Below are 18038 nucleotides of genomic sequence, written 5' to 3'. Positions count from 1 at the left end.
AAAAAAGTTGCACTAGAGAATGAGATTGCTATAAAAGGGAATTAGTTGATTTCAAATCGATCAAACTAAGAGATTTGAGACTCTCTAAGGTGAAAAAATAGACTAAACGACAAAACTTCTCAAGTTATCCAAGACTAGCCTCTTGCACCATTTATTACCCTGGGTACTATTTGATCTTCTTTCACCTCCTCGCCATCGCGCCAAACGTGATAAGCGTAGCGATCTACAACTTCAGTTATGGCCTCTTCAAATAAGGTACCAACGTAGACCAAACCCACACCGTCATCACTGGCATACCCTTCGGGCAAAGCCCCACTTCGAATAGCCTCCTGAAAAAGCGGTCGCCGCTGGGCCTCAGAATTGTAGTGGACTCCATTCGAGTAAGGGATAAAACCAAGGCCGTTATCAACAACCCTCAAATCGGGACCAAATGAATCAGTCGTGCCGCCTATATGCCAACATATCGACCCAGCCGAGACCCCTCCTAAAACGGTTCCTCCTAGCCAAAGCCTATGCATAATCTCATCAAGTCCATGGAGCTTCCAGATAGCAAGGAGGTTGGCAACGCTCCCGCCACCGACCCAAATAACATCATGCTCGCCAAGAAAAGACTCAATATCATCCACATTCGGCATTGGAAAGAGATTCAGGTGTGATGTAGTAAATCCGCTATCTCTACCAGCTTGATCCAAAGATGCTTGGAAATATCTTTGATCACCAGATGCCGTTGAGATGTGGCAGATTGATGGTCTTCTTCCCCTAACGCCTGATCGCTCAATGGCGTGATAGATAAGTGGACCATAGGCTATTGGGTTTCGTCTACCCTGAAAAAATCCACCGGAGGTCGCAATCACAGTAGGAACGTTATTTGTCATAGGAGCAAATATACATCGTCATCGGCGCTTATGAATTGCCTTCTCATCTCCAACCTTTAATCCTTAAAAAATTGCAACTTGATCAAGTCTCAATCATCTCCAATTGATCCTTGATAACCAATTAGACCCAAATAGAAATCAGCATGATTATCAGTCAAGGAAGAAGAATGAGCAATCAACGATGGAAAATACGAGACAGCGACCTATTCGGGGAAAATTGGTGAATCGATTCAAAAATAGCCATCTCCACCTATACAGCCTGCGCTAGATTTGACTCAGTTATAGGCCATATAGATCTCGAGGAAATTAGCGATGACACAATATCAATTGGAGACAATTCTAGAAAATGGCACCTTCTTTGAATCACCACGGTGGCACGACGGCTCGTGGTGGCTATCGGACTTCTACAGCCATAGGGTGATCCGTCTCGATTCAAACAATGCTCCTGAAGTAATGCTTGAAGTACCTGGTCAACCATCAGGAATTGGATGGCTGCCTGATGGTTCGATGCTCGTCGTCTCGATGAAGGACCACCTCCTCCTTCGATCAACAGCAAAAGGAACTTCCAGCGTGCATGCTGACCTTTCACAATACAGCGGCGGTCCCTCCAATGACATGGCGATAGATGCTAAAGGACACGCTTATGTCGGTAACTTTGGATTTGACTTTATGAATGGTGCTGATCCCAAATCCACCTCAATAGTGATGGTCGACATGGATGGCACAAGCCAAGTTGTAGCATCTGAGATGTACTTCCCGAATGGCTCTGTTATCACCCCAGACGGAAAGACCCTAATCGTAGGCGAAACCATGGGTTGTCGCTATAGCGCCTTCGACATCGAAGACGATGGTACGCTCTCAAATCGCCGCACCTGGGCCGAACTTGCTCCCCTACCAACGCTCGGAACCTTTGGAGAGACAATAGGACAAGTGACCATAGCACCTGATGGATGCTCATTGGATGCACAAGGACAGATCTGGGCGGCTGACGCACTTGCCAATCGAGTAATTAGGATCGCCCCAGGCGGCCAGATTACAGACGAGATCCCTGCACCCTCTGGGATGGGCTTCTTCGCATGCATGCTTGGCGGCGAGGACGGAAAGACGCTCCTTTTGTGCAGTGCTCCGGACTCCTTTGAACACCTGCGCAAGAACAAGACTGAAGCAGTAATTATGACGACCAGAGTCGAGGTGCCCCACGCCGGTCGTCCTTAGGTAGCACATAGACCGCCACCTCTAATAAAAATAGCACCCTGGATTTTCAAATTGTGAACCATGCCACTTTGGAGTGATTGCGACCTAATCAATTTACGAGACGTCCACGATAGCTAGCGAAAGACTCCTTGAAATTAAAATCAGCAGGGCTGCATCTAGATAGATGATCACCCTAGATGCAGCCCTGTTGATTTACAAATTAATCCAATATTATGCCTTACTGCAAACCAGACGACCAATGCCATGGTAGCTGAGAGATAGAGATAAAAGTCCATATATCCAGGAGCAAAGGAGATGGAGACCCAACTTCTTGGAATTGTTCAAACACCTAAGTGATTCATCCAAAACCTCTCAGTTAAAGTCGGTGCTTAAATAACTATCGAGCTGCGAATTGGACCTTCTAAGTCGATTATAAAGGTTTCAGATACGAAGTAGATGATGCATGAATATCCAAATTTAGATTAGAACGTACCTCGCAATAAGCGTGAGACCTATCGTCTAGCTCTTCTAGTAGCAGTTGAACTCCAGGCAACCCGAGTTCATATCGAGCCTCTCGAATCGAGGTCAGCTAGGTCGACTCTTGGGTTGTGATCGATAAATGATCCACCCAATCAACACCATTAAAGCAAATACTAAAAATAAAAGTTCAGTGAAAGTAATAAAAAAGCGATCTGGTCTAGTAGTTCCACTATGGCTACGCGAAGAAGAGCCACTTGGGGCATTGGAGTTAGTAACGTTTATGGTGTTGGATGGCGGAATTGGCTCCATTAATGTGGGCTTGGTTGGAGAGGTGAAACCACTAGAAGACGACGGCGACTCAATCAGTTGAGATCCCTGAATATTGCTTGCTTGGCTCCCCGGATTCGTCAGGGTCAGATTGAAGTCACTTGGTGTCGTTGGAGAACCCTGGGTCGATGGTTGAGGATTACTAGTCCCACTTGGTGTCGTTGGAGAACCCTGGGTCGATGGTTGAGGATTACTAGTCCCACTTGGTGTCGTTGGAGAACCCTGGGTCGATGGTTGAGGATTACTAGTCCCACTTGGTGAAGTGCTTCCAGAAGAAGTCGCGGGATGGGCTACGACAATCAAGGTATAAGTAGCGATCGATTGTTGATGTAACAAAAGACCTGAGTCAGAGTCCAACACCCTAAAGGTAAATGACCCTTGTGCTGTTGGTGTTCCATACAAAACACCTGAGGTTGACAAGGACAGTCCATTTGGAAGATTTCCAGAGACCAAGGTCCATTCATAAGGGGGAGTTCCACCCTGGGCATTTAAAGAAGTATTGTAATAATTTCCGACGGTTGCATCATGTGGATTCGATGCAGATAGAGCCAAAGTTGGTAGGAGATTCAAGGATGCGGAGCCTGACACTTGGCCATAATTGTTGCCATCGCCGCTATAGCTAGCATAAAGACTGTAATTACCGCTGTCAAGGGTTATCCTGCATGAAGCTGCGTTCCCAGAGATAAGCGATGAACATAGCGGGCCGTTTTCATCGAAAAAATTCACATAACCAGTTGGATTGAAGCCATTGATAGTTGCAGACAACACGACCGAGGAGCCAGCCAGCGCCACGGTTGGAGATATGGAAAGCAAAAGGGAGCTATTCGACCTATCGACGGTTATAGATTCGTTTTGAGTGGCGCTAGCGCCCAATGAATCCTTTACGCTCACCCAATAGCTGTAGGTACCCGCGGCAGTCGCCCTCCCACTCAGCGATCCAACTGAACTATCAAAGTTCAGTCCCGGTGGCAAGTGGCCGCTTTCACTGAAAATATCAGCACCCACACCGCCACTAATCGTTGGGGTGTAGCTATAGTTAGAGCCAACTAAAATCGACGAATTTGCAGGCTTGGAAGAAATGGTTATAGCTCCATTAATAGTAAGGGAGGTAGTCGCTTTCGCTTGCAAATAGTTACCATCTCCGGGATAACTTGCAATGAGATCCATTGATCTCAATACGGGCGATTCGATATTACAACTCCCTACGGAGATGGCGCTCGGGATATTCAGGATGGACAGGTCACTAAGTTGAATATCGCACAAAGGTTGATTCACTCCAGGAGTAGATATTTCAACGCTGCCCGTAGGCGGATATTTATTAGTACCATTTGCATCTTCAACCGCCACCGATACCTTGGTAGACACACCTGCTTCAGATGGTGATGGCGATGCTTTCAGGGTGATCGAAGAAGTCGCCTTTTGAAAATTAATTGTGAAATTTTGGCTTGAGTGCCCACCATAGTTTTTAGCAGTTACCCTGAAGGAATAGGGTCCACCTCCAGAGGAAACGCCTGACAATACCCCCTCAGGAGACAGGGTAATCCCCGATGGCAATGTCGTGGTGGTGTTATAGGTGATTTTTGGTGTTCCAGTAGATGTGAAGGTGAAAGATCCCTGCTCCCCATCGATAAAAGTAGTGGTGGCAGCGGAGGTTATCGACGGCGAAACTACGCTTTGACCGTAATTTATCTCAATGGCTCCAACGTCGCAATATCCACTTGCACTAGAAGGCCGAGAGTTGCCAAGCTCGTCGGTCGTTGGACAAAGGGTAAAGTTCGGCTCCGAGGCACTATAGGAGATAACGGTATCGTAGGGAACCATCTCTAACCCTATCGATCCACTAGTAGGCACAAAGTATCTGGAATGTGCGTCAACTGGCGTCACTTTAACGTTACTAACATCGCCAGAAGCAGTGAAATTGCATTCAGATGAATCAGAGACATTATAACCCAATGAAAAAATAGTCCCTGTAGCTTGCCCGAGGCTACAGTTGTTTATCAAATCCGTAGTATTACGATCCGTATTATCTACCACGTACGAGCCGCTCATCTTAAGCAACGAAGGGGCAAGTACTCCAGGACCGAAACCGATTCCGGCACCACCACCATTGACAGAAACGTGGTTTCCGGCAATCGTCGAAGCAATAACGGCCGAATTCTGACTGATGTTGAAGATTCCGCCACCGTCGGTTATAGTTCCAGAGATCGTTTGCCCATTTCCAGCACTTCCCGAGATAGAGTTGTGAGTCACTGACGACTCGAACATATCAAGCCGACCACCATTAAATATACCGCCGCCGTAGTAGTTAGCGGGGGAAGAGGAATAACTACTCAAACTTTCATCGATCACATTTTGACTAATCAATGAGCGGCTAATGGTCAGCCGACCACCATTATATATACCGCCGCCGTAGGCTAATTGAACGCACTGGTTTGGTGAGGAGACGAGACAAAATACTCCTATATTGCCCGCAAAATTGTTCACAATGGAAGAATCAATTATCGACATAGTGCCCGCATTGTAAATACCACCGCCATTAGTGGAGAAGTTGGTATACACTTTGACGCCATTGAGCATCGTTGTAGTCCCGCTTTGAGCGTAGATACCTCCACCATATTGATTATCTCCATCCGATAGGGTCAAATCGGTGATCGAAATTTGCTGTCCAGCTTGAGGTATTGTGATAACCGATCCACCACTCGGATTTATCGTAGTAAGGCTTGTGGGTTGAAGATCTTCCACTGTCGAATTACCGTTGGTACCCACAATTTGAAGCGAGGCAATGGACGTAGGAATGGTTGCACCTTGGCCCTTAATCGCATTTGCAAAGACGATTCCATAGACGTCAATCGTGTCACCGCTTGCCGCCTGACTGAGGGCATATTGAAGTGTTTTACAAGGTGAGGAGATATTTTGGCAGTTGTTAGAAATGTCGCTTCCAGATCCAGATACGTACAGGTTGGAACCTTGGCCTTCGACTGGCTGACTCCCAAATTGCCCTATTGAGAGCACTATGACGCAAAGACACAACAGCCAACGTAGAGCTATCCGTCGATTGCACCAACGGTTGGGAGTCAACCTAAACATAATCGCTACCTTATGATGTCAACCAGAGACAAAAAGGAACACGCCTTGGTGACCTTGAGTACAAACTCTACAATTTGTGACTTCTTGCCCTAAATCCTATTCCAAAACCATAGCACTTCACTAGAAATGAATTTCTTATCTAAGGCCAAAAACTTGCTTGTTAGGCCATTCAAAGATCAGATATTTGAGATACTTCTACGGAATATCCATGGCGTCATTAGAGCCCTGAACAACGAGCTCTTTTCAAATGAGCCCCTCGCAAATATGTGACCATCAACATAGCTCCTTATGGAACCATTGTCAGGAACATAATCTGATCTGGCGACTAACTATGAAATTAGAGAGATGGCGACAACTTTTAATCAATGTGTCATTGGGGCTAACCATAGATTCTTGCGCATTGAATTTGGACTCAACCCATTAAGAGTGCCTGGAAGAGTCCAGATCATAAGGGCAAAATAAGTTGAATCCACGCTGCTTAATCCATTTATCCAAATAATCATTTCAAATCGTTCGCAGTTGCTGATCCCAAAGCTTCATCAAAGGGACATACATCTGACGCCTAAGGGCCAACATTCTAAAAGCATCGGCAAGATCTTCACTAATTACAGATTTGCCCACAGTTTTACTTTCTAGGGTTGAAACTCGGCTCGACCTAAAGTCAAGGAGACCTCCGCAACTTGTCACTCTTAAAATGAACAAAAATTGATCAAAGCAATCTAACCACAGGTTGGATCCAAACCAAAAATAAGTTCCAACATTGAACCCATCCCATTGGATCTTTCAAAAACCAAAGGCAAGGTAGCAAAAAGTTCTAGTCAGCAAAATGATCGCATACTCAAGCGAACGAAATCCACACACCAAAAACGACAATTCGAACTCAAAAGTGTTTTATCTCAAAAATCCGCCCGAGCACCTTTTAAGACCTTTATTTGCCTATTTGTCAAACCACTAGGAGGGGACCCATTCTCTCTGAATTAAGCATCCCCTATCGAGAGCACTTGGGTTGTCCCCGCGTCAAAAGATACAACAACCCATACTGTGCCAATCACCTTGCTAGGAAATGGCTACGAAGACACTTCCATGGCTCACCCAAAAAAGTCGGATGATGGTTGACGACCCTGTTAGACAGTTCATGGTCGTCAACCCTGCGGAAGATCGATTTGATTGACCTTGATAAGATTTGAATTTCTAATACCAAATTATCTGTAGCAGATAAGCTAGCTATCGGATTCATTCGCTCGAGACCACCTCAGCGCGCCCAATCAAATCAATCATGACCCTTGAGGACCATTCCTAACATTTTGAGATTAAAGACCACAAATCGCCAGCCTTGGTAGAAAAGATTGGTCCTCAGTGCAATCGTTCTGGCCGTAGGCAGTGGTGCACGAGAAATATCTTGGTTTCCATTATCCATAATTCTTCATTGGACCTTTCAATTCATAGAGCTTAAACCTAAATTGGCCTACTCGGGGATTCGATACCATCCTGGAAGGGCTTTTGCCTTGTAGATAAAGAGATAGTGAAGCATCAATTTCACCCAGTGTCCGCCTAAGCCGATCTCGCCAGATGTCCCTTTAGAGTCTCGACCGGAGCCGGGAAAACGCTGGTAATCTGGTACAACTGGGTACATTGTCATCGCTGCAGCAGTTCCATTTTTAATTCCAGCCCCAGCAGAGGCGATGCAGGCAGCACCCATCTTGGCCATTGATGCCTCATGCAATGGGGCATCTTCTCCAAGATTAATTCGATCGGCGATCGACCTGGCCACGGTCTTTCCCATTACGCCAGATGGCATGCCAGTTCTCGGAGGAGCAGGTGAGATCACTGTTCCGTTGGGACTAGTCCTTGGTCGAGAGATGGGATGTGGCGGTGCAAAAGCAATACCAACGCCAAAGACGTTCTCGTACTTTTGGGACTGATAGGTGCTAGGCCAATCCGAAGCATTCCAATCATCGAATGTTCTAGAGGTGTAGTCAGCATCCACCTTCATAAAGCCATTGGGTGCAAATATCTCAGAGGTAATGTCATCTCCACCTTGGTCATATGCCCTTAGGTCCACACCTCTAAAGGGTGGAAGCAGCATTGCAAAATCAAAAGATAGTGTTAGTTTTGAACCATCTAGCTGCTCATAGGTGAGCACCCCTTCGTCGACTCGCTCAACGTGTGCTCCGAGGATCGCCTTCACACCTCGCTCACGAAAAAGTGACTCAGTCCACATCTTTGAGGTGGTCACAAATCCATTTTGGACAAATTCCATCCCCCCAACACCAAAGTCACCTAGCTCAAATTCATTTGTCAAATAGATAACCGTAGCGAGTTCTCTAACACCCCTGTTGCGTAGTTCATGTTCCACATTGAATGCGTATTCAAATGCGGCACCTTCGCATGTGCAGGTTCCGTGGCCGACACCAATCACCAGTGTCTTTGGATCACCTTTAGCGAGCGCTTCTATGATCTTTTCAAATTCACCAGCGGTCTTAGTGGCATGGTCTGGGGTACAAACCGAAAGAGTATTGGCATCAGGACCAAGACCCGGAGTAGCCGCGAAGTTCAACTTAGGACCGGTGGCATTTATGAGATAGTCATAGTGCAATCTCTCCAGCCTGTCCTTCTCTTTCTTGGAGGTGTGTATGATCTCCACAAAAGGCTTAGTCGAAGTTTGGTCGCCTTCTGGATAGAGGCCAACCGCAAGGGCTTGGCGAAAGTCGATGCCCTTACGACGATAGATGGGCGCAAGGGGAAAGGTAACCTGGTTCGTCGTCATCTTTCCGACGCCAACCCAGATGTTGGAGGGGATCCAATTCCAATTTGAATTCGGAGAGACCACCACCACCTCGTGACTAGTATCAAGAAAGCGACGTAGATAAAGAGCAGCCGTATGACCCGAGATGCCCGCTCCTAAAATCACGACTCTAGCCATGAGTTAACTCCATTCAGAGATGGTGACCCTTTTGGGAGGCCATCAAATAATGATTCCTACAACCAATCCAAATCTCGCCAAAGCGACAGAAATGGACTCTAAAACCTAACCTTATCACCATAATCATATACCCAATAGGGTATTGTGGCCCCACTTTACGATTGATAAACAGTTCAATGCCCAACACATGGCCTATAGGGTTTTGGCGAGATTGTGCTAGTCAAAGAAAGCCACGACACAAGGTACCAGCCCAGCAGAGGAATTCAAAAAAATCCCAAGCGTCACCATGAGGTATAATCAGATCTGAATCAAGTGAGCATCAACTGATCGCTAGGGCCTAATCATGCTACCTATCGATCACGTGAAACTAGCTAAAACCTAAACCCTAACCAACACCGCATCCAAAGGGCAATTCCGAACTAATCGTCAACTACAATTTTTAGCTTTACCAACCTTGTAATTCACAGAGCGATGAAATGGTAGCCATCTCTTGGGCCGCGCCAATTGGCCAAGGCATCGAACTCTCAATTGGGCCATTCACGTTAGCGCTCACAAAAATAGCCACTATCCTAAAGGCAATAACGCGGTGGTTCTCGGAGCGTTTTAGCTAACCATTCGATCAAGATGATCAAATCGAAATCCAAAGAGGTTCAGACAAGGATCGCAATGGAAAAATCAGCCGTCAAAACACCTCCTTAGATGCATCTTTCCGAGAACGATTGCATAAAATAGGTAAATGATCCCTCAACTTCAATTTGGTAAAACAGGACATATGACCAGCCGAGTAATTTTCGGAGCGGCAGGATTGGGAGAATCCTCCCAGGCAACCGCCGATGCGACACTGGAGGTAATCCTCGCAGCTGGTATCAATCACATCGATACGGCGTCATCTTATGGAAACTCCGAAGAGCGAATTGCGCCCTGGATGAAAGACCACAGGAACAAATTCTTTCTAGCCACAAAGACTGGCGATCGAACCGGTGATGGAGCGCGCGCATCCATTGAACGCTCCTTAGTTCGATTAGGCGTCGATCAAATCGACTTAATACAACTCCACAACTTGGTAGAAGAAGACGAGTGGAAGATAGCGCACTCCAAGGGTGGCGCCCTTGAAGCGTTGATGGATGCCCGTCAACAAGGACTGGTGAAGTATATTGGAGTCACCGGTCACGGAACCCGAATCCCTTCCATGCATATTCGATCACTAAGCGCCTACGACTATGACTCCATTCTCTTTCCCTACAACTACATGATGCTAACCAATCCTCAATATAAGAGTGATGTTGAAGAGTTGATAGAGATCGCAACGAACAAGAACGTGGCAATACAGACGATCAAGTCAATTGCTCGGCGCCGATGGAGTGACGACAATACCACCGATCGACGCTTTAGCTGGTATGAGCCGATAAAAGATGATGGAGCAATCAAAAGAGCCGTCGCATTTGTCCTGTCAAGGCCGAACCTCTTTCTAAATACATCTAGTGACTATTCGCTACTACCAAAGGTCATTGAAGCTGCAAACCACCTACCCAAAGATTTGGATCTAGTTGCTATCGAGGCTGACGCCCGAAGCCTTGAAATGGCTCCACTCTTTGACGGGAGCACCTTGGAGCTAATCTGACACATGCATCTACGGAAAGATTTTCAACTTTCCGTAGATGCTCTCAGGCCAGAAATGAGCCAAAAACCACCACAATTGCCAATTGGCCGGGGTGCCAAAACAGAACCCTTCGAAATTAGCCGCCTAAACATTGCTAGACAAGTGAACATAAAATGCAATAGTCATCATCCGATGGGTTTTCCATGCGAAACCTCTGTCATCTGTTTTTGAGTCATCGCCTTACATTTGCGTTTTGCCCATGACTCAAAAACAACGATTTAATTTGCTTAAAACAAGAGTGACACCAAAAAAAGAGCCCTACAACTTTGAATAGATCGTAATACCGAGGCTCTTATTGTAGGTAGATCTATAGTTTGCTCTTAGGTAACGCATCGCAACTGGTCCAACACCAGGATAAGCTCCACCTAGAACCACCGTCGTAGCAGAACGAAACCAACTCAAAACCATCTTTTGAAATGCGGGGTTAGAAGCGTCCGAAGCCACCCCGGATGCACCAAAATCAACTACACGCTCTTGGCCATTCCAATCCACGACATTAGGGCAGCCCTTAGTGAATGTAGTAAGCCTGTTCATCAAAATCATTACGGTAGGAACATCACTAACAACGCACCCTAAAGATTGAACCGCAGCCTTGGCAACCGGCGGAACAATCGGAGCGGCGGGGTTCTCGAAGATCCCCACGAAGTCACCTATGACCAATATCGCCAGCAACGCCCCAACAAAGACTTTTTGTGATTTAGCCCTATAACGCCGCCGTTGTTGTAGATCATCCAAGCCCAAGGGGGAGTTTGTGAAATACTCAAAGAGCCCAACGATGCCAAATGCGCAAAATGGTGCCACAAAACCGGCATAATGGTAATAGTAGGCCGGAGCCACCGCCAATATAGCCCCAACAATTAGGGTCGAGCCGATTCCAAATACCTCTATCGACTCCCAATTCGACGATCCAACGTTCTTGATAACCTTCAAACTAAGAGAAATGAAAGTCAAAAGAACCACAATTGCGACCAGCACCCCAACAACTTTGTCCCAATGATAGATATAGAGTTCAGACGATAGGCTAGAGATCCGCCCAAAGATAGTCAACCCGCTAAAACCTCGACGAGCTTGAGTAAATAGAATCTGGTTAAAGAACGAAAATGGCGAAGTTACAAGAAAAGGCGCGATCGGAATTAAAAAACCTAACCCGGTGGCCAAGACAAAGCGCAGACTCACACCAACAGAGCGTCTAAGAAGTATCACAGCGACAATCAGAAAAGGAAACACCGCCCATAGCTTGGTTGCTCCAGCTATGCCAAAGGAGATTCCACCTAAGCTCAGGCGCCACATCGAACTAGTAAGCTTCTGTTCCCAGAAGATTATCACTATTGCTATCAAGCAAAAAAGACAGAGAGCCGGCTCTATTAAAACGGTCTGGGCTGAGGTAATCGTCCCTTCGTAAAATGCCATTACCCCCATCCCCAGCAACAGGGAAGTAGTTTTTCGAGTCCTCAAAACCAACCCGACTAAGACTACGTTACAAAGTGGAATGAGATCGATAAAAGAACGTGCTACCTCCAGTCCAAACATAGTTCCGAAGTGGTTACCAAACCAGGTAGCAGGTAGAAGTAGATATAAAATGACCGGGGGCTGCAAAAAAGCAAAGTCCTTATAGGGAAGCACGCCATGGCCAAGATTCATCGCTGAAGCAAAATAAACACCGTCGTCGTATTCATCGACAGCTCCAATGTGGCCATGTAACATAAGCTGCAAAAGAAGAAGACTGCCAAGAACCAAAGTGATGCAACCAATCAACCAAAGCGGCTTCGCCTTGGGCTCAGAAAGATCACGCCTAGCATCGTTTGTCTTAGGTATTTTATTGAACCGTTGAATCATTTACGCCAAGGCTATTACCTGATTATTAAAGATAACCAACATTGCATCTTGCTCATTATCTCTTTAGACCTTGGTAGAGGCACCAGCCTCATTGCGATCATCAATCAATAGAAATAGGGTCAAAAGTAAGAAAAAATCTAAGTAACCTCTCCACGTGGCCCAGATAATCGAAGGGCCAACTAAGTTTCGTAATTAACAAAAATTGAAATGTATTAGAAAAAGACCGAGTACCTATCATTATCGAACTATCACCACCCAAAAAAATCAACAAATATCTATTTTTCAACCATATTTGCGGCCTCGCAAAGAAAGACGGCTGGAGCGACTATACAAGAGCTCGTTACTTCGATGCCCAAGCGCCAACGAGCCTTCGATGGACGTTCCACCAAAGGCTAACGCTTTCGACGATCTCCGATCTGAAGCCAATAAAGGCCAAAGTACTAGCCCATCGCCGATCCATCTACTCACAACGATCTCCCTTAGCACTTGAGCCCAAAATTATCAAGGGTTTTGGGCTCAAGTGAGATCGATGACAACAGAAAAATTTGCCGATCGGCTTTGGCAGCTACGAATCATCTACATTGCAAGAGCTCTAATGAGCACATCGCGGGTTATAGCGGCGATTGGCGTTCCGATCTACTTTGCAGCCAGCGGATTCTCAGCTACCAAGCTAGGAGTTGTCTTTGGGTTAGCTTCAATCTTTACCATGGTGACCTCCGCCATTATTGGAAGCATCTCCGACCGTGTTGGCCGTAAGATCTTCATGGTCGTCTACCCAATTGTGGTGAGTGTAACCCTCATCGTCTTTATCTCAACCTCGATCGCTTGGATATTGATCCTCTGTACCGTCTTGGGTAGCTTTGGTCGTGGCGGAGGAGCAGGCGCGGGCCAAGTCGGTCCGTATCAACCGGCCGAATCGGCCCTTTTAGCCGAAATTGCATCGACCAAAAGAAATGATGCTTTCGTAAAAGTTACGCAGATGACAGTAGTTGGCGCCTTGATTGGTTCAGCGGTCTCTGCCACCCTCTTTGGTTCACTGCATCCATCGCACCTAAATGGTGCAATAACAATCCCCTTTTCGATAGCTGCAATAGCTGCCCTACTAGGCGGATTGGTGGCCCTTTTAATCCAAGAAGAGAAAAAACCGACTAAAGATAAGGATTCCAAGGCGCCAAGGAGATCGTTACTTCCCCGCAACTCTATGGGATTGCTCTTTAGGTTGGCAATAACGAATTCTCTAAATGGCCTGGCCGTGGGGATGTTCGGACCGTTTTTGACCTATTTCTTTTTCGTAAAGTTCCACAGTACCCCAAATACAGTGGCAATTTTATATCTGATCACCAACGCCATAAGCCTCGGTCCAATTGGCGTAGCAACCACGCTGGCTGATCGCTACGGAAGTGTCAAGGTAACTACCATTCTACGTTTTGGTCAGGCACTTCTTTTGATCCCGTTTGCATATGCCCCCACCTTTTTGCTCGCTTCTATCTTCTACATAGTTCGCGCCACGGTTCAGCGCGCCGCCTTGCCGCTACGTTCGAGCTACGTTCAGAGCCAGGCCGACCCTAACGAACGAGCCCAAGTTGCCGCGCTGTCGAATATACCCTCTCAAATAGCCCAAAGCGCTTCGCCTCTCTTGGCTGGATACCTCTTTGACTCAATCTCATACGAGATGCCCTTTGTGGTTGGATCGATATTACAGTTTGTGAGTTCCATCTTTTATGTCCGCTTCTTTATAGATCGACCCCCTCCCGAAGAGATTGCAAACCCAGTCACCGACAGCGACTAAATACCAAAAGAAGCCACAAGGCACATAAAGACCGTAGGGGTATTGTCATTGATCTCATTCTTTATGTCGTTCAAAGGTTTCGACCAAAGCGTCATAGAGATAACTGTCACCAAGTATCAAAAGACTATCTCCCGCCAACAAAATCGTAGCTCCATTGACTGGGATCAACCCGCCATCACGAACAACCATCGAAATCCAAGCACCACCAGGAAAATTCATCACCTCTGAGATGGATGACCCATCTCCTAGTGAGTCTTTGGCCACAACCAACCTATGGACTCCATCGGGCTCATTCGCCAAACTGACGCCGATGGACCAGGGCTCTGGCTCAACGATACGCATCGGTACATAGAGAAGTCGCGCCACCATCGGTACAAAAGAACCCTGCACGACAACTGAGACGAGAACCACTATCACGATTATTCCAAAGAGGCGTGATGCTCCAGGAATGTGTGAGCTTAGAAGGTAACTCCCCAACAAGACAGGAACAGCGCCCTTCAATCCGGCAAATAAGACAAAGATGGATTGCTTAAAAGACAGCGAACTAGTCGCTAAAATCGGCCCGACAAAGAGTGGACGGACTAAAAAGATCAGTACCAGAGCGATTATCAGGCCAGGCAACCAGATATCCGAAGCCATCAATTGATGAAGATCGACCATCATTCCCAAAAAGAAAAACGCAACAATCTCGCCCAAACTCGCCAGCGCAGAGTGGAAGCGCACAATTTCACCCTTATAGGGAGCGCGCTCATCACCAATGATAATTCCTCCCAGAAAGACCGCCAAGAAGCCAGATCCATGAGCAATGGTTGCAGCTGCATAAATGATAAATATGAAAGTTAGGCTTCGAAGCGGATAGAGGCCCTCCTTTGGAAGCGGAATTGACCTCATAAAGACCAAGAGAAGGCGACCACCGACTATTCCCAAAAGCGCACCGACTGCCATTTGCAGTATAAAGTTACCTCCCACGCTCAAAAGAGAAGAAGCACCAACTCCCCCAGCGCCTATCAAAGCAACCATCAATGAAATTCCAACTGGATCATTGGCACCTGATTCACCCTCGATGAGATCCCCACTAATTCCGGAGATCTCTCTTTGACCCAACACTGAAAAGACCATAGCTGGGTCTGTGGGGGCAATCGCAGTTGCAATCAGACTCGCGGCATACCAGGAGAGACCAAAACTATAATGAATAAAGACGGCGCTGGCTATCGTCGTCAAAAAGGTACCAATAATTCCAACACCCAAGATGGGAATCAGTGCCGCCTTGACCTTGCTCCACCCGATGTGCATTCCGCCTTCAAAAAGAATGATAACAAGAGCCACTGTAACTACCTTTGAGATCAAACGTGGAGAAAGATAGACGAAGTGGGGCGCAAAGGTGGCGACAAGACTAGCGCCGACAAAGAAAAACGCTGGGGATGGTATTTTGATCAAGGAAGACAACCGGCTGGAGACAACTGCAAGTAGGCCCACGATCGAGACGATCAAAATCGTAATAGCAAAAGGAACGGTGTCTGACATAATTTCTCCTCGAGAACGAGTCCCCAACCTTGGAGACCTGTCGACCAGACTTCCCGACACGCCATTCAATACTCTAACATCGGATTTCAACAGGCATAACATGATATTTCCGCATAGAGATCTTTGGGTAACCCATCTCTCAAATGCAATACCAAAATAACGAATCGCTCACCGCAACTAGGGCCATAAGTACCTATTGAGGGCAAAATCAGCGCGCTAAAATCACCTCCTGACTCAATTCGACTGAAAACTTTCGAAATTAGATTTTCCATGCGAAAACTCCAATTAGAAGGCTATTCAAAGAAGCCAAATAGGGCATCGCCAAAAAATTAGCTTCAGCGGGATGAAAGATTAAGTTGGCTTAGCCTCTTTTGACAATGGGCGCTAAAGATCACCAAGAACCTATGGGTGAATCGACTAAACAAGGGAAATGAAATTGGCTGACAACATTCGCACTCGTACTTTAGCCCCAAAGTTGATGCCTTGGGTGGCCTTTACCACTACAGCTCTCACCTACGCGCTTGTAGGCCTCGGAAGTACGGTTCGAGTCACCAACTCGGGTATGGGATGTCCATCTTGGCCACTTTGTTATGGTCAAATCGGCCCAATCTTTAAATACCATCCGATCTTAGAGGAAAGCCACCGATACCTAGCGGGGATCGTCTCCATCTTCGTCTTTTCAACCCTGGCACTGGTCCTTGCCAACCGCGAAAGGGGACCTGTGCGCAAAGCAGCCCAGATAGCCGCAGGCTTAGTCGTCTTTCAAATCGGACTAGGCGGACTAACAGTTCTAGCGAGAAATGCACCCTGGACGGTCGCCCTTCATCTACTTACAGGACTGACCTTTCTAGCATCTACCACCGTTGTTTGCGTCCTAGGTTTCACCAAAGATCGATTCGAACACCTGTCCAGAGTGGCCCGACGTTGGGGAATGTGGTCGTTGGAAACTACACTCGCACTTTTATTCTCTGGGAGTTTGGTAGTTGGCTCCGGCGCGGGAGCTGCGTGTCCAACCTGGCCAGTATGCTTTGCGAATGGTCCAGCTCGCCTAACTGCCATAGCGCTCTTTCACCGTATGATGATGGGAGCCTCAGCAATTGTCATCGTGGCCTTCGTCGTTGCTGCTTGGTCTAGCGCCGACAAAAGGTGGAAGATGCGTTCCAAATTCCTAGTCATCCTCTTAGGTGTCGTAGCCGCCGTCGGCGCCGGCGTGGCATTGAGTAAATCAAACCCTGTCTGGGCCGACATCCACCTCGGAGTCGCCGCTGCCCTTTGGGTGACGCTGACCGTACAAGTATGGACACATGGCCTCGGTGCTAAAACTATCAGTTCTACAAAAGTAGCCGATGAGCTCACTCCCAAATAAGAGATAAACCCAAGGCGCACAAAAGATCCAATTGGGCTGATCCTTCAAACATGGCGAAACGGAATAAGACTAAAGCCGATCGTTCGACTTTAATATCTGACCATCTTCCTCTTTAGATCGCCAGGCAGATAGGCCTCGAAGGACAACAAAGTGAGTTTTCACTAAGGCGCACTTTCGAGGAGTTAGCCTCCCAAAGCGACGATACCAGCTGATCCGCTAAAGCTATAACGTCCAGATACGCCTCCTGCAACACCTCTAGGGGCATTCCAACTCCCTCTTGTGCAATCATCTCAAAGATCATGGAGGAGACAACGCCTTCCTGAATCAAGATAGCCTCCTCCAGGATCTTACCCAATAACCCTTCATAACTCAAAATTGCACTCTTGAGCACTAAGTCAACGGGCTGATCAGCAAGAATCACCTCTACTGAAATACCCAAAAGAAGGTCCAATGCAGAAAGCATACCTATCGTATATGCCACCTATGCACTTTGTAGTAATAGAAGTAGCGTTAGACTTTCGCAAAGCTTCGCACGCAAAAGTGCTGAATTAAACTGCGCTTCAAATGAGTCGATTGGATCCGAAAGCGATAATAGCATCACCCAATCTTTTAGTTTGCGCCAGCCAACCAAAGTAATGGCCTCTCGCAAAGATCTCACTCTTCGAGCTAAGCCGTTCGAACTACCATCTGCTGCAACCTTTAGAAGTCGATGAGCCAACGACGGATCGTTGCGCACCACAGCCTCAATCTCATTCAACGAAGCATCAGGAGAGTCCAGCCTTGCGAGCAACCTCGCGTTAGCGATGGCAGTTGGCTCAATGGTCCGACCTTCAATAAGCGATGGCAGTTGGCTCAATGGTCCGACCTTCAATAAGCGATGGCAGTTGGCTCAATGGTCCGACCTTCAATAAGCGATGGCAGTTGGCTCAATGGTCCGACCTTCAATAAGCGATGGCAGTTGGCTCAATGGTCCGACC

11 protein-coding genes are annotated in these 18038 nt (G+C 47.0%); 4 read left to right on the top strand and 7 right to left on the bottom strand.

Going from position 1 to position 18038, the window contains the following annotated elements; all coding sequences use genetic code 11:
- Positions 1-134: 134 nt before the first annotated feature.
- Positions 135-875: a Type 1 glutamine amidotransferase-like domain-containing protein gene (locus tag AXFE_RS01450; RefSeq protein ID WP_052604125.1), complete on the bottom strand. Its 741-nt coding sequence runs from the start codon at positions 873-875 to the stop codon at positions 135-137.
- A gap of 312 nt (positions 876-1187) precedes the next feature.
- Between AXFE_RS01450 and AXFE_RS01445 the strand changes: the two genes are divergently transcribed.
- On the top strand, positions 1188-2090 hold the full coding sequence (locus AXFE_RS01445; protein WP_052604124.1) for an SMP-30/gluconolactonase/LRE family protein: 903 nt from the start codon (positions 1188-1190) through the stop codon (positions 2088-2090).
- A 564-nt stretch (positions 2091-2654) separates the two neighbouring features.
- Here the strand turns inward: AXFE_RS01445 and AXFE_RS01440 are convergent.
- Together AXFE_RS01440 and AXFE_RS01435 are read right to left on the bottom strand one after the other, a co-directional pair.
- On the bottom strand, positions 2655-5963 hold the full coding sequence (locus tag AXFE_RS01440) for a putative Ig domain-containing protein (protein ID WP_082058379.1): 3309 nt from the start codon (positions 5961-5963) through the stop codon (positions 2655-2657).
- Between the two features lie 1465 nt (positions 5964-7428).
- A complete protein-coding gene (locus tag AXFE_RS01435; protein WP_052604122.1) occupies positions 7429-8886 on the bottom strand; it encodes an NAD(P)/FAD-dependent oxidoreductase in 1458 nt (485 codons plus the stop codon).
- 736 nt (positions 8887-9622) lie between these two features.
- Here AXFE_RS01435 and AXFE_RS01430 point away from each other — a divergent pair.
- Positions 9623-10507, top strand: coding sequence for an aldo/keto reductase (locus AXFE_RS01430; protein WP_052604121.1), 885 nt, complete (start codon positions 9623-9625; stop codon positions 10505-10507).
- A 297-nt stretch (positions 10508-10804) separates the two neighbouring features.
- On the opposite strand, the gene AXFE_RS01425 is transcribed toward AXFE_RS01430, so the two are convergent.
- Complete coding sequence (locus tag AXFE_RS01425) at positions 10805-12382, bottom strand: phospholipid carrier-dependent glycosyltransferase (protein ID WP_052604120.1); 1578 nt, start codon at positions 12380-12382, stop codon at positions 10805-10807.
- 529 nt (positions 12383-12911) lie between these two features.
- Between AXFE_RS01425 and AXFE_RS01420 the strand changes: the two genes are divergently transcribed.
- Complete coding sequence (locus AXFE_RS01420) at positions 12912-14171, top strand: MFS transporter (protein ID WP_052604119.1); 1260 nt, start codon at positions 12912-12914, stop codon at positions 14169-14171.
- Positions 14172-14225: 54 nt separating this feature from the next.
- On the opposite strand, the gene AXFE_RS01415 is transcribed toward AXFE_RS01420, so the two are convergent.
- Positions 14226-15695, bottom strand: a complete 1470-nt coding sequence (locus AXFE_RS01415; RefSeq protein ID WP_052604118.1) for a cation:proton antiporter domain-containing protein — start codon at positions 15693-15695, stop codon at positions 14226-14228.
- Between the two features lie 430 nt (positions 15696-16125).
- Here AXFE_RS01415 and AXFE_RS01410 point away from each other — a divergent pair, with 430 nt between their 5' ends.
- The gene (locus AXFE_RS01410; protein ID WP_052604117.1) at positions 16126-17061 is read left to right on the top strand and encodes a COX15/CtaA family protein; all 936 of its coding nucleotides are present in this window, start codon (positions 16126-16128) and stop codon (positions 17059-17061) included.
- A gap of 112 nt (positions 17062-17173) precedes the next feature.
- Here the strand turns inward: AXFE_RS01410 and AXFE_RS01405 are convergent, their stop codons facing one another.
- Together AXFE_RS01405 and AXFE_RS01400 are read right to left on the bottom strand one after the other, a co-directional pair.
- Positions 17174-17542, bottom strand: coding sequence for a hypothetical protein (locus tag AXFE_RS01405; protein WP_052604116.1), 369 nt, complete (start codon positions 17540-17542; stop codon positions 17174-17176).
- The gene (locus AXFE_RS01400; RefSeq protein ID WP_160291683.1) at positions 17543-17917 is read right to left on the bottom strand and encodes an HDOD domain-containing protein; all 375 of its coding nucleotides are present in this window, start codon (positions 17915-17917) and stop codon (positions 17543-17545) included.
- Positions 17918-18038: the final 121 nt, after the last annotated feature.

The organism is Acidithrix ferrooxidans, from assembly GCF_000949295.1.
Taxonomy (GTDB): Bacteria; Actinomycetota; Acidimicrobiia; order Acidimicrobiales; family Acidimicrobiaceae; genus Acidithrix; species Acidithrix ferrooxidans.
This window is presented reverse-complemented; position numbering and strand designations above follow the sequence as displayed.